We start from the raw sequence: 13783 nt of genomic DNA, 5'->3' as shown, positions 1-13783 counted from the left end.
TTCGCGGCCTTACGACGCGTCGAAAGCCTGTGCGGCGAGGGCCCGAGCGACATCGGCGCGTCCCTCGCGGACGTAGCGCACCGCGCCGGCGTTGACCGTCTCGGCGTTCTCGGCGAGCCAGGCGTCGACCGCATCCAGGGTGGCCTGCGTGGCCAGGATCCGCGGGAAGATGAACTCCAGCGCGACGGAGGCCTTGTGGGCACCCAACCGCTCCCACGTGCCGGCGACCTCGGCGAGGTAGGTGGCGACGTACGGCGCCAACACCTCGTCCTGGCCGGGCTGCATGAAGGCGAGCACGACGCTGCGCTGGGTCTCGTTCGGCACCGACGGGTCGAGCAGGGCCTGGGTCCAGGCGCGCTCCTTCGCCGCGGCGGTCGGGATCGCAGCACGTGCAGCGGCCGACTTCTCCTGGCCGGAGATGGTGTTGTCGTTGGCCAGCTCCTCGTCGATGCGGGCGTCGTCCGCCCGGCCGACGCGCGCCAGGGCCGTGAGCAGCGCCCAGCGGAGGTCCTGGTCGACGGCGAGGCCCTCGAGGACGAGGGATCCGTCGAGGACCGCCTCCAGCTCGGCGATCGCTGCGTCGCTGGTCGCGGCGCCGGCCCAGGCGCGCGCGAAGGTCAGCTGGTGGTCGGTGCCGGCCTCGGCCTGCTCCAGGAGGGCGCGCAGGCCTTCCTGCCAGCGGGCTGAGAGGGCGGCGCGACCGGCCGGGTTGCTGTAGAGGTTGACCGCCTGGGCGGCGTACACCGGGATCCGGCTGACGCCCCACGCGTCGGTCTCCTGGCCGATGTTGCCGAGGACCAGGGTCACGAAGTCCGACGCCGAGAGCTCGGCGTCGCGGGTCATGTCCCAGGCAGCACTCCAGATCAGCGCACGAGCCAGCGAGTCGTCCAGGTCCGAGAGGCGGGCGATCGCGGTCGCACGAGAGCGCTCGTCGAGGCGGATCTTGGCAAAGGCCAGGTCCTGGTCGTTGAGCAGCAGCAGCTCGGGCTGTGCCTTGCCGACCAGCTCGGCGAGCTCGGTGCGCTCGTCCTCGACGTCGACCTCGACGTAGTCGGTGCGGACCAGCCGGCCGTCGTCGTTGGTGTTGTAGAAGCCGATGCCGAGCCGGTGGCGTCGCAGTGTCGGGTGGTCCGCGGGAGCGGTCTGGCGCACGGCGAAGGCCGCGTAGGTGCCATCTGCTGCCAGCTCGAGCTCGGGGGACAGGGTGTTGGTACCGGCCGTCTGCAGCCACTCCTGGGCCCAGCTCGACAGCTCGCGCCCCGAGGCCTTCTCGAGGGCGGTCAACAGGTCCGAGAATTCGGTGTTGCCGTACTCGTGGTCATGGAAGTACTGGCGCAGACCGGCCAGGAACGGGTCCAGGCCGACCCAGGCGACGAGCTGCTTGAGCACCGCCGCGCCCTTGGCGTAGGTGATCATGTCGAAGTTGACCTCGACGGCGTGCAGGTCGACGTTGTCGGCCGCGATGGGGTGCGTCGAGGGCAGCGAGTCGGCGCGGTAGCCGGTCTGCTTGCGCGCGTTGGTGAACCCCGTCCAGGCGTCGTCGTACGACGTCGCGAGCGCCTCGGCGTGGTAGCAGGCCCACTCCGCGAAGGACTCGTTGAGCCAGAGGTCGTCCCACCACTTCATGGTCACGAGGTCGCCGAACCACATGTGCGCCATCTCGTGCAGGATCACCGAGGCGCGGAACTCGTAGAACGAGCGCGGCTGGCGCGAGCGGGGGAGGTACTCGTCGCGCAGCGTCACGCAGCCGGCGTTCTCCATCGCGCCCATGTTGTACTCGGGGACGTAGAGCTGGTCGTACTTGCCGAACGGGTACGGGTAGCCGAAGGCGTCCTCGAAGAACTCGAAGCCCTGCTTGGTGAGGGTGACGATCTCCTCGCGGTCGCGCTCGAGGAACTCCTTGAGCGACTGACGGCTGTAGTGGCCCAGCGGGATGGTCCCGTGCTTGCCCTCGTAGACGTCCTGGACCTCGTAGTAGTCACCGGCGACGACGGCCGTGATGTAGGTCGACATCGGCTTGGTGGCGGGGAAGTTCCAGACGGCGGCCTCGACGCCGTTGGCTGAGCCCGCGGGGACCGGCTCCGGAGTGGCCGCGTTGGACACGACCTTCCAGTGGGCGGGCGCGGTCACGTTGAACGTGAACGGCGCCTTGAGGTCGGGCTGCTCGAAGGTCGTGTAGACGCGGCGGGCGTCGGGCACCTCGAACTGCGAGTAGAGGTAGATGTTCCCGTCGGCCGGGTCGACGAAGTGGTGCAGTCCCTCGCCGGTGTGGGAGTAGGTGCAGTCCGCGCGGACGACGAGGACGTTCTCGGCCTGCAGGTCGGGGAGCGTGATCCTGCTGTCGGCGTACGCCGTCGCGGGGTCCAGGGGAGCGCCGTTGAGGGTGATCTCGTGGATGGTCGCATCGACCAGGTCGGCGAAGGTGGTGCCGCCCGGCGCGCGACACGTGAAGGTCAGCGTCGTCGTCGACCCGAAGGTCTCGACGCCTTCCGCGGTCGCGTTCGTCAGGTCGAGGTCGATGACGTAGGACGTCACGTCGACGAGGGCGGCGCGGGTGGCCGCTTCGTCGCGGGTCAGGTTGGTGCCGGGCATGGCGTCATCCTTACATCCGGGCCACATTGTCAGACAATCGGGCGGGCCGGAGACGGTTGGAGCGAAGGGGTGTGCGGGCGGCGCCGCGGAACTACAACGGTGTAACTATGAAATGTCAACGCGACACGCCAGTGAAGAACGGGTTTTTTGGGGTTTTTGTTGCGTTTTGAGGCGAATGTGTCCGATGGTGTTCGACATGCGCAACCGGGGACTGGCTGCGCGCTGGGGGACCACCGTCGTCACCAGTGCGCTCATCGCGACCTTGCTGCTGGTGGGATCACCGGCGCGGGTCGGTGTCGCGACCTCCCCATCGGCAGCGACCACCTACCTCTGCAGTGGTTACTCCGGATGCAGCAGCGCGGGTTTCTCCGACGCCGGGTACGGCGCGGTCAGCGGCAAGATGTACTGGCAGATGTACTCCGGTCACAACTGCACCAACTACGCCGCGTACCGGGTGATCAAGTCCGGCGGACCCGCGACGCGTCCGTGGACCGGTCTGGGCAACGCGAGCGAGTGGGGCCTGCGGATGGCCAGCATCACCGATCAGGTCCCGAACGTCGGCGCGATCGCCTGGTGGGGTCGCTACTCCAACGGCAGCGGATCGGCCGGTCACGTCGCCTACGTCGAACGGGTCGTGTCGTCGACGGAGATCGTGATCTCCGAGGACAGTTGGGGCGGCACCTTCCACTGGCGCACGATCACCAAGTCGAGCGGTCGCTGGCCGACCGGCTTCATCCACTTCACCGACAAGCGGATCGTCGCGAAGGCAGCTCCGAAGATCACCGGCACGAGTGCCGTCGGCTCCGCCCTCACGGCCAGTGCCGGCAGCTGGTCGGTGAGCCCGAGCAGCCTCACCTACACCTGGCTCGTCGGTGGTGTCAGCACCGGTGTCGTCACGCCGACCTTCACGCCGCGCGCCGCCGACCTGGGCAAGCCCGTCACGGTCACGGTGCGCGCCCGGCGTGCGGGCTACACCGACGGCGTCCAGACCTCGGTGGCCACCGCTGCGGTCGCTCGCGGCACCTTCCAGCTCAAGGAGCAGCCCGTCGTCGAGGGGACGCCGTACGTCGACGAGGTGCTCACCGCCACGGCCGGCACCTGGACGCCGACGCCCCGTGTCATGGGCTGGCGCTGGTTCGCCGACAACGTCCGCATCGAGGGCAACGACGGGGCCACCCTCGCCCTGACGACAACGCTGGTCGGCAAGACGATCACCGTGGTCCCGGTTGCCCGCCAGGACGGATACCCGACCACGACTGCGCCGACGATCACCGTGGGCCAGGTGCTGATGGGCAACATCGCGCTGACCCGACCGACGGTGGTCACCGGCACCCCATCCGTGGGTGCCACCCTGACGGCCACCGACGGCGCGGCGACGCCGACCGACGCGACGCTCACCCGGCAGTGGCTCCGCAACGGGGTGCCGATCGCTGGCGCGACCGCGTCGTCGTACCGCCTCACGGCGGCGGACGCCGGCGCGAAGGTGTCGCTCCAGGTGAACCGCACCCGAAAGAACTACGCACCGCTGGCCGAGACGGTCGCGGTGCCCGGCGTGGTGACCAGCCCGGCGAAGATCACGATCGTCACCGACGGGCGTGGTCGCACCGCCTATGCCCGGGTGCGCGTCACGGCACCGGGCGTCGTCCCCGTCACCGGCAAGGTCATCATCCGGATCGGCAAGTGGTCCGACACGGTGAACCTGGTCGACGGTCGCGCGCGGGTGTCGGTCCGGGTCGGCACGTCGGGCACCAAGGAGGTGGCCGTGCGGTACCTCGGGTCGACAGTGGTCCCGGCTGCGCGAGCAACCGGTTCGGTGAACGTTCTCTGAGAATCGCCACGATCGGGAATGCCTCCCGGTCGGCGGAGGTTCGGCCACCATGGCTGACATCTCCTCGCGCACCTCGGAGCGCAACCGCGCCGACCTCTGGTTCGACCCGCTGTGCCCGTTCGCATGGATCACGTCCCGCTGGATGCTCGAGGTCGAGGAGGTCCGCGACGTCGAGGTCGTCTGGCACGTGATGAGCCTGGGCTACCTCAACAAGGACCGGGACATCCCGGAGGCGTACCGCACGATGCTCGCGCCGGCCTGGGGCCCGGTCCGGGTGCTGCTCGCCGCCCAGGAGCGGTACGGCGACAAGGTGCTGCTCCCGATGTACAACGCGTTCGGGCAGCGGATCCACCTCGAGGGCCGCAAGCTGCACGAACAGGCTGACGGCGGGCTCGCACTGATCGCAGAGGTTCTCGCCGAGACCGGGCTGGACGCCGATCTGGTCGACGCCGCCACCGACCCGTCGTGGGACGAGGCCGTGGCCCGCTCCCACCACGAGGGCATGGACGCGGTCGGCGACGACGTCGGCACGCCCACGATCCACGTCAACGGCACGGCATTCTTCGGTCCGGTCCTGTCGAAGATCCCGAGGGGCGAGGAGGCCGGCCGGCTCTGGGACGGCTGTGTCGCGGTCGCGTCGTTCCCGTACTTCTACGAGCTCAAGCGCTCACGGACGGGTGACCTCGACTTCTCCTGACGGGCCCGCCGCCGGTGGTCGAGGAGGTTGCGCAGCAACCGTCTCGAGACCCCGCGCGCCAGAGTCCCTAAGGTTGGCCCCATGACGCATGTCCTCTCCGCTGTCGCCTGGCCGTACGCCAACGGCCCCCGCCACATCGGCCACGTCGCCGGTTTCGGCGTTCCCTCCGACGTGTTCAGCCGGTACCAGCGGATGGCGGGCAACGAGGTGCTCATGGTGTCGGGCTCCGACGAGCACGGCACGCCGATCCTGATCGCTGCCGACGAGGCGGGAGTGACCCCGCAGGAGCTGGCCGACAAGAACCACCGGCTGATCATCGAGGACCTCGTCGGGCTGGGCGTCAGCTACGACCTCTACACCCGTACGACGACCGGGAACCACCACGCCGTCGTACAGGAGCTGTTCCTCGGGGTCTACGAGAACGGCTACTTCGTCGAGCAGACGACGTACGGCGCCATCTCGCCGTCGACCGGCCGCACGCTGCCCGACCGCTACATCGAGGGCACTTGCCCGATCTGCGGGGCCGATGGCGCGCGGGGCGACCAGTGCGACACCTGCGGCAACCAGCTCGACCCGCATGACCTGATCAACCCGCGCTCGAAGATCAACGGCGAGACGCCGGAGTTCATCGAGACCCAGCACTTCTTCCTCGACCTCCCGGCGCTGGCCGAGGCGCTCACCGAGTGGCTCGACGGCCGCGAGGCGACGGGCCTGTGGCGGCCCAACGTGATCCGGTTCAGCCAGAACATCCTCAAGGAGATCCGCCCCCGGGCGATGACCCGTGACATCGACTGGGGCATCGCGGTGCCGCTGGACGGCTGGCGCGAGAACCCCACGAAGAAGCTCTACGTCTGGTTCGACGCCGTCGTCGGCTACCTGTCCGCATCGATCGAGTGGGCCCGGCGTACCGGCAACCCCGACGCCTGGCGCGAGTGGTGGAACCCGGCGAGCGACGGCAACGAGGAGTCCCTCGCCTACTACTTCATGGGCAAGGACAACATCACCTTCCACTCCCAGATCTGGCCCGCTGAGCTGCTGGCCTACGCCGGCAAGGGCGACAAGGGCGGGTCGCCGCGTGAGCTCGGCGTCCTGAACCTGCCGACCGAGGTCGTGTCGTCGGAGTTCCTGACGATGGAGGGCAAGAAGTTCTCCTCGTCGAAGAAGGTCGTCATCTACGTCCACGACCTGCTCGAGCGCTACCAGCCCGATGCGTTCCGCTACTTCGTGGCAGCGGCCGGCCCGGAGAACCAGGACTCCGACTTCACCTGGGCCGAGTTCGTCCGTCGTACCAACGACGAGCTGGTGGCCGGCTGGGGCAACCTGGTCAACCGGACCGCCAACCTGATCGCGAAGAACTTCGAGGAGATCCCCCCGGCCGGTGAGCTGACCGCCGAGGACAGCGCCGTGCTCGCCGCGACCGAGGCTGCGTTCGACACCGTCGGCGACCTGATCGGCAAGCACCGGCAGAAGCAGGCCGTGGGTGAGGCGATGCGTGCCGTCGCCGAGGTGAACAAGTACGTCTCGGACCTCGAGCCGTGGAAGCTGGCCAAGGATCCAGCCGACCGCGAACGCCTGGGCACGATCCTGCACGTGATGGCGCAGTGCGTCGCCGACCTGAACCTGGTGCTCAGCCCGTTCCTGCCGTTCTCCGCCAACGAGGTCGACAAGGCGTTCGGCGGTGAGGGTGCGATCGCGCCGATGCCGCGCATCGAGGAGGTCGCCGACCTCGACATCGAGGGCCGGTCGTACCCGATCATCACCGGCGACTACACCGGGTTCCCGAACTGGCAGCGGCACCTGATCGAGGTCGGACGCGCGGTGGCGAAGCCGACGCCGGTCTTCACCAAGCTGGACCCCGTGATCGTCGACGAAGAGCTCGCCCGTCTCGGTGTCTGAGTCGTGACACCGCTGGTCGATCTCGGGACCCGGAAGTTCTGGCGTTCGCTGGGGCGGCCGGTGGACCTGGCGGGCGCACACCATTGGCTGCGGGCGCCGACGAGCACGTCGGCGGTCGTCCGCGACGGGTGGCTCGCCGCGGAGGCTGCAGTCCACGGCGGCCGGGTCGATGACGCATCGCCCGACGCCGGCCTGCTGGCGTCGATGGCCGAGCTCGATGGCCCGGGCTTCCGGGCCGCTGACCTGTTGCCGCAGGTGCGCGACTTCTACGAGCACACCGCGCGGTGGCACGTCGAGGTGTGGAGCGCCTGGGCGCCCTGGGCCTGGCCGGGCGGCGAGCTTGTCTCCCGCTTCTTCGGCAAGCGCGTCGAACAGCTCGCGCTGCCGACGCGTCCTCTCGACGTCGCGAAGGGCATGGACAGCCGGATCTCGGTGATCCGCGACGCCGCCGGCCACCAGGTCGCGGCGGGCTGGCTGCGAACCCTGCGGGCGACGGGTGAGTACGTCTTCAGCGGGTGCTACTCGCACCGCACGCTTCCCGGCGCCTCGCGCCCGTCGGTCCACGTCGCGTTCCCGCTCGAGTCGGGCAACGTGCAGGTCTTCCTGAAGCCGTCGGTCCTGCCTGATGGCTCCCTGTGGCTGGAGTCGCCCGGTGGCCGGTTCGGTGGTGACGGCGCCTATGTCGTCGTCGAGGACGGCGGGCGCACCTTCGCGTCCCGCGCCCCCGTGCACGAGACCTTCCACGTGTACGTCGACGACCGCGGCGTGCTGCGGACCGACCACGTGCTGCGGATGGGTCGCGCCACCGCGATGCGCCTGCACTACAAGCTCGAGCGCACCTGATCCCGCCGTTGGTCGAGGAGGTTGCGCAGCAACCGTCTCGAGACCAGGCCAGCCAAGCGCTGTCTGCGGCATGAGAAGTCGTTCCGCTCCGATGGCGGCATAGCTGGTCGCGTTCTGCACCATGGCAAGACGACCGGGCTCCGGTTCGGGACGCTACAAACCGCGAGAGACACGAACGACAGGTATTCGGGCCGCTGGGACATGTCGTTCGTGTCACTCGCAGTGATCCCATCGGCAGATCCGGACGGTTCGGGGTTGCCACGAACAACGCCTGCGCGCCTGAGCCGGCCTCCGCACCCTCCCGCATCCCAGCATCGAATGGCCGAAAATGTGAGGCACAAACGACGAATTCCGGCAGCCCGCATAGTCTCCACAGGCATGAGCACCGCCTTCCTGCTGACCTCGCTGGTGATCTGCGTGACGCCGGGAACCGGCGCTCTCTACGCGATCGCCGCCGGCCTCACCCGCGGCACGCGCGCCGGGCTGCTGGCTGCCTTCGCTGGAACCCTCGGCACGATCCCCCACATGCTGGCCGCGATCACGGGCCTCGCGGCGTTGTTGCACGCGAGCGGGGTGGCCTTCTCGGTCCTCAAGTACGCCGGCGTCGCGTACCTGCTCTACATGGCGTGGTCGACCTGGCGCGACCGCGGTGTGCTGGCGGTTGACGAGAAGTCGGCACCGGGCTCGACCCGACAGGTGCTGCTGTCCGGCATCACGCTCAACCTGCTCAACCCGAAGCTCACGATCTTCTTCTTCGCGTTCCTGCCGCAGTTCGTCCCGGCGGGCTCCGGAGCGGTGCCCGCGATGCTCGCACTGAGCGGCGTCTTCATGCTGATGACCTTCGCGGTCTTCGCTCTGTACGCCGCCTTCGCCGCCGCTGTTCGCGACCAGGTCCTGTCGCGCCCGACGGTCCTCGACCGGATGCGCAAGGCGTTCGCCGCGAGCTTCGCCGTACTGGCCGGACGGTTGGCCTTCGAGCACCGTTGACCGGGGCGCGACGAAATCCGGTTGAACAGCGAGATGCCGGCACGGCACGATCAACCATGAGCAGTGAGTACGACGTCTGGTTCACCGACGACGCGAGCGCGTTCCTCGCGCGGGCTGGCGAGCACCTCGCCGAGGACCCGGTGACCGGGACGGTGGTGAGCACGACGGCGCAGCGCTTCGCCGACCACGGCGTGCCGGAGGACCTGCCCTTCGCCTGGTTCGCGGTGGTCACCGGCCCGACGGGCGACATCGACGGGGTCGCCATGCGCACGGCCCCGTTCCCGCCGTACCCGCCATACCTGCTGGCGATGTCCGACGGTGCGGCCGTGGCGCTCGGCGATGCGCTGGTTGCGCGCGGCGAGGAGGTCGGCGGCATCAACGGCCTCCGTCCCGCCTCCGACATCGTCGCGGGGATCCTCGCGTCCCGGTCAGGCAGCGAGGTCCGCGTCTCGATGCACTCGCGCCTGTTCGAGCTGGGCAGGCTGAACGACGCCCGCCCGGTGGCGGGGAGTCTGCGTGCGGTCCGTGCCGAGGAGGCCGAGCTCGCACTGACCTGGATCCGTGAGTTCTTCCTCGACGCCAACGAGCAGGCGGGCAGGGACCGGAACGACGGGCACCACGCCGACCACTTCAGCCGCGAGGACATCGAGCGGAAGCTGGCCGACGACGTGCTCCGGTTCTGGGTCGACGAGGACGACCGCCCTCTGCACCTGACCGGGTGGAACCCGCCGGCGTACGGCGTCGCCCGGGTGGGGCCGGTCTTCACGCCGAAGGAGGAGCGGGGCAGGGGCCTGGCCAGCGCGGCGGTGGCGCAGGTGTCGGCAGAGCTCCAGGTCGCGGGCAACCGGGTCATCCTGTTCACCGACCAGGCGAACCCCACGTCCAACGCGATCTACCAGGCACTGGGCTACGAGGCCGTCGCCGACACCATCGAGCTCCGCTGGGGCTGACCCCTAGGGTGCCGCCATGGCACTTCACCCCCAGGCGCGCCGGGCGATCGAATTCAACGCGTCCGCGCTGTCGGTGACGGATCCGGACTTCGACATCGCGGCCACGCGGGAGCAGGACCGGGCGGCCGCCCTTGCGCAGGCGCGGGAGGACGTCGCCGAGGTCCGTGACGTCGACGCCAACGGAGTGGCGGCGCGGCTCTACGTCCCCGAGGGCCACGACGGCGTCATCCTGCACGCCCACGGCGGCGGGTTCGTGCTCAACGACGTCGACGTCCACGATGCCACCGTCCGGCGGCTGGCCAACCGGACCGGGATGGCCGTGCTCAGCGTCGACTACCGGCGCCCGCCCGAACACCGTTTCCCGGCTGCTCCCGACGACGTCGGCGCCGCGCTGGCATGGCTGGGCGAGCAGTCAGGGCTCGCCGACCTGCCGACCTTCGCCCACGGCGACAGCGCGGGCGGCAACCTCGCTCTCGTCACGGCCCTGCGTCACCCCGGCCGATTCGCGGGCGTCGTACTCATCTATCCGTTCCTCGACCCGTCCGCGTCGTTCGCCTCCTACCGGACCGAGGTCGCCGGGTTCGATGCGAGCGAGGCCGCCTGGTACTGGCAGCAGTACGCCGCCAGCCCGGCCGACTTCGAGCACCCGGACCTCGCGCCGCTGCGCTCCGACCGGCTCGGCACCCTGCCGCCGACGCTCGTGGTGACCGCTGAGCACGACCCGTTGCGCGACGAGGGCGAGCACCTCGTGGAGGTGCTCGCCGCCGCGGGGGTCGAGGTCGTCGGCACCCGGATCCTCGGCCAGTTGCACGGCTTCTGGCGCCACGCCGACGTCTTCGACGCGGCCGAGCCGCTGATGCGGCAGGTCGCCGGCTGGCTCCGGATGGTCGTCGAACGGACCTGATCCCGCTCGAGCTGGGTTCAGCCCGGGTCGACGACCTCGAGGGTGCCGTCCTCGCGCTGCCAGAAGCTCGCGATGTGCATCCGCCGGAGCCGCCCGACGCGGTCCCACGCGTGGTAGATCATCCGCAGCGAGTTCTCGTCGACGAACGCGGTGCCGCCGCCCGGGCCGAGGTTGCCGGTGGACTGCGTGGAGAGCAGGGGAGCGCCGCGGTTCTGGCGCACGCACGGGCCCTCGGGGCCGGCGCAGATCGCGTAGCCCGTCGCGTAGCTGGCGTTCTCGTAGTTGTTGCCCGAGAAGAACAGGTACGTCACGCCGCGGAACTGCACCATGCTCGGGTTCTCGATGGTGTCGCCCTCCCACGGCTGGGACAGCGTCAACAGCTCCCGGGTCACCGAGTCGGGAGCGAAGCCGGTGCCGTCGGCATTGAGCCTGCGGACGAAGAGCCCAGCCGGTCGGCGGTTGACCACGCCGGAGAACTTCCACAGCAGCCAGGGCACGTGCTTGTCGTCCACGAAGACGTCCGGGTCGATGACGCCGAGCTGTGCTTCGCCGTAACAGATCTGCTCGCCCACAGGCCGGAACGGACCGCCGGGCGACGAGCCGCGGGTCAGCCCGATGCAGTTGTGCCGTTGTCCGCCGCTCTTTCCCGCGGGCGCGGCGTAGGCCGCGGTCCAGCCGTTGCCGACCCGTGCGACACCGGGCGCCCACAGGTCCTGGCCGCCACCCCGGCTGTGCACCCAGCCCGCCGCCTGCAGCGGGTCGACCTTCCCGCCGCCGCGGGTGGCCAGCGGCGTCCACGTACGCAGGTCCCGCGAGGTCAGGGTCGGGAGGCGCAGGCCCGAGGTGTTGGTGGCGTAGGCGTACCAGTTGTCGCCGTGGCGCAGGATGTCCGGATCGGCGAAGTAGCCGCGGTAGGCGGTACCGACTCGCCACTGCTCGCTGCCCGGCGCGACGTCGATCGGCTTCGGTCGGGTCTGCTTGGGGAGCTTCTGCGCGAGCCGCTCGGCCAGCTTGGCCAGGTCCTGCATCTCGCCGGCCAGCACGTCGCTGGGCAGCGTGGTCGGCAGCTCGGTCTGCTCGGGGATCAGTGGCGCCTCGGAGGTGGCGGCCTCCGCCTTCGGTACGACGCCGTCGCGGTCACCGCCGCAGGCCGACGCAGCCATCGCCACAGCGACGAGCACTGCAACGAACGCGCACACGCGTCGACGACCAGCCATGTTCACTCCCGTGTCACTCCCTCTGGGCCGACACACTAGTTTCCGGCGCGCGCCACTAGACTCCGAATCCCATGACTGAGCCCGTAGCGCGCCCTGCCGAGACCTTCGCCGAGGCCGAGGACGCCCTCCTGTCCCGCTGGCCCGAGACCCGGCTCGAGCCCTCGCTCGACCGGATCCGTGCGTTCACCGAGCTGCTCGGAGACCCGAACGCGGCGTTCCGGTCGATCCACCTCACCGGTACGAACGGCAAGACCTCGACGGCGCGGATGATCGACGCCCTGCTGCGTGCGCTCGACCTGCGTACCGGCCGCTTCACCAGCCCGCACGTCGAGAAGATGAGCGAGCGGATCAGCATCGACGGCGAACCGCTGGACGACGACGCCTTCGTGCGCGCGTTCAACGACGTGGCGCCGTACATGGGCCTGGTCGACGCCGCCGAGGAGCACCCGCTCAGCTTCTTCGAGGCCGTCGTCGGCATGGCGTACGGCGCCTTCGCCGACGCACCGGTCGACGTCGCGGTGGTCGAGGTCGGCATGGGTGGGTCCTGGGACGCGACCAACGTCATCGACGCCGACGTTGCCGTGATCACGCCCATCGCGATCGACCACGCCAACTTCCTCGGCAGCACCGTGGCGGCGATCGCTCGCGAGAAGGCCGGCATCATCAAGCCGGGCGCCGTCGTGGTCGTTGCCCAGCAGTCGGCCGAGGCGGCCGCCGTGATCCTGGCGCGGGCCACCGAGGTCGGCGCCACGCTGGTCCGCGAGGGCCTCGAGTTCGGGGTGATCACCCGGGCGCCTGCGGTCGGCGGCCAGATGATCGACCTGCAGGGCCTGCGGGCCCGGTACGACGAGATCTTCCTGCCGCTCTACGGCGTCCACCAGGCACAGAACGCGGCAGCGGCCCTGGCCGCGGTCGAGGCGTTCTTCGGCGGGGACGAGCCGCTGAGCGACGAGCTGGTGCGTGCGGCCTTCGCCGAGATGACCTCCCCGGGACGCCTGGAGATCGTGCGGCGGAGTCCCACGATCGTGCTCGACGCCGCGCACAACCCGCACGGTGCGGAGGCCACGGCCGCCGCTCTGGACGACTCGTTCCAGTTCTCCCCGCTCATCGGCGTGATCGGCGTGATGGGGGACAAGGACGCCGAGGGACTGCTCGCGGCCTTCGAACCGCACCTGGAGCACGTCGTGATCACGCAGAACTCGACGGCCCGGGCGATGCCCGCCGACCAGCTCGCGGTGACAGCTCGTGAGGTCTTCGGCGAGGACCGGGTCTCCGTCGTACCCGTCCTGGCCGACGCGATCGACGAGGCAGCCGGCCGTGCCGAGTCGGGCGGGGACGACGCCCTCAGCTCGGGCGCGGTGCTGGTGACCGGCTCCGTCGTCACCGTCGGCGAGGCGCGGGTGCTGCTCGGAGGCAACAAGTGAGCGACCGGGCGAGCGGCGCGAGTGACGCAGACCAGGTCAGCCTGCCGGACCCCGAGCGCCAGAAGTCGCCGCGGCGGGCGATGTGCGCCGCTGTGCTCTCGCTCGAGGCGATCGCGCTCGGACTCACCATCCCGGTGATGATCTCGCTCTCCGACGTCCGGCCGGCGGTCGCGTTGTCGGTGGGCCTCGGCCTGGCGCTCGCGTGCGTGCTGGTCGCCGGCATGCTGCGCCGTGAGTCGGCCTACTACCTCGGTCACGCCATCCAGGTCGCCGCAATCGGCCTGGGGTTCGTGGTGGGGATCATGTGGGCCCTGGGACCGTTGTTCGCCCTGTTGTGGGGGGCTGCCTACGTGCTCGGACGCAAGATCGAGCGGGAGCGGGCCGAGGCGTTCTCCGCATACGACCGCCGCCGCGAATCTGAGGTCTAGTTCCGCCTAGGTAGAGT

The 13783-nt window shown here is 69.9% G+C and carries 11 protein-coding genes; 9 read left to right on the top strand and 2 right to left on the bottom strand.

Annotated elements, in window-relative coordinates; translation table 11 throughout:
* Positions 1-9 precede the first annotated feature (9 nt).
* A complete protein-coding gene (pepN, locus tag ASD84_RS05595) occupies positions 10-2592 on the bottom strand; it encodes an aminopeptidase N (protein ID WP_056707542.1) in 2583 nt (860 codons plus the stop codon).
* Positions 2593-2788: 196 nt separating this feature from the next.
* Here pepN and ASD84_RS05590 point away from each other — a divergent pair, with 196 nt between their 5' ends.
* The 7 genes from ASD84_RS05590 (at position 2789) to ASD84_RS05560 (ending at position 10697) form a co-directional block, all read left to right on the top strand.
* Positions 2789-4420, top strand: coding sequence for a CHAP domain-containing protein (locus tag ASD84_RS05590; RefSeq protein WP_162251494.1), 1632 nt, complete (start codon positions 2789-2791; stop codon positions 4418-4420).
* A 49-nt stretch (positions 4421-4469) separates the two neighbouring features.
* Positions 4470-5117 carry a DsbA family protein gene (locus ASD84_RS05585; RefSeq protein WP_056707537.1) on the top strand — a complete coding sequence of 216 codons (648 nt, stop codon included), beginning with the start codon at positions 4470-4472 and terminating at the stop codon, positions 5115-5117.
* Positions 5118-5198: 81 nt separating this feature from the next.
* Positions 5199-7013, top strand: a complete 1815-nt coding sequence (metG, locus tag ASD84_RS05580) for a methionine--tRNA ligase (protein WP_056707534.1) — start codon at positions 5199-5201, stop codon at positions 7011-7013.
* 3 nt (positions 7014-7016) lie between these two features.
* Positions 7017-7856, top strand: coding sequence for a hypothetical protein (locus ASD84_RS05575; RefSeq protein WP_056707531.1), 840 nt, complete (start codon positions 7017-7019; stop codon positions 7854-7856).
* Positions 7857-8234: 378 nt separating this feature from the next.
* A complete protein-coding gene (locus ASD84_RS05570; RefSeq protein WP_056707527.1) occupies positions 8235-8843 on the top strand; it encodes a LysE family translocator in 609 nt (202 codons plus the stop codon).
* A 56-nt stretch (positions 8844-8899) separates the two neighbouring features.
* Positions 8900-9793, top strand: a complete 894-nt coding sequence (locus tag ASD84_RS05565) for a GNAT family N-acetyltransferase (RefSeq protein WP_056707525.1) — start codon at positions 8900-8902, stop codon at positions 9791-9793.
* A 16-nt stretch (positions 9794-9809) separates the two neighbouring features.
* The gene (locus ASD84_RS05560; RefSeq protein ID WP_056707522.1) at positions 9810-10697 is read left to right on the top strand and encodes an alpha/beta hydrolase; all 888 of its coding nucleotides are present in this window, start codon (positions 9810-9812) and stop codon (positions 10695-10697) included.
* 17 nt (positions 10698-10714) lie between these two features.
* On the opposite strand, the gene ASD84_RS05555 is transcribed toward ASD84_RS05560, so the two are convergent.
* Positions 10715-11914 (bottom strand): glycoside hydrolase family 43 protein, encoded by a 1200-nt coding sequence (locus ASD84_RS05555; RefSeq protein ID WP_156391596.1) that lies wholly within the window; start codon positions 11912-11914, stop codon positions 10715-10717.
* 71 nt (positions 11915-11985) lie between these two features.
* Here ASD84_RS05555 and ASD84_RS05550 point away from each other — a divergent pair, with 71 nt between their 5' ends.
* Both ASD84_RS05550 and ASD84_RS05545 read left to right on the top strand, forming a co-directional pair.
* A complete protein-coding gene (locus ASD84_RS05550) occupies positions 11986-13338 on the top strand; it encodes a bifunctional folylpolyglutamate synthase/dihydrofolate synthase (RefSeq protein WP_056707515.1) in 1353 nt (450 codons plus the stop codon).
* Positions 13335-13766 (top strand): DUF4233 domain-containing protein, encoded by a 432-nt coding sequence (locus ASD84_RS05545; protein WP_235530985.1) that lies wholly within the window; start codon positions 13335-13337, stop codon positions 13764-13766. Before ASD84_RS05550 ends, ASD84_RS05545 begins: the two co-directional genes overlap by 4 nt.
* The last annotated feature ends 17 nt before the right edge of the window (positions 13767-13783 follow it).

The organism is Nocardioides sp. Root682, from assembly GCF_001427795.1.
GTDB lineage: Bacteria > Actinomycetota > Actinomycetes > Propionibacteriales > Nocardioidaceae > Nocardioides.
Note: the sequence above shows the minus strand (reverse complement) of the source record. Positions and strands in the feature narration are given on the sequence as shown.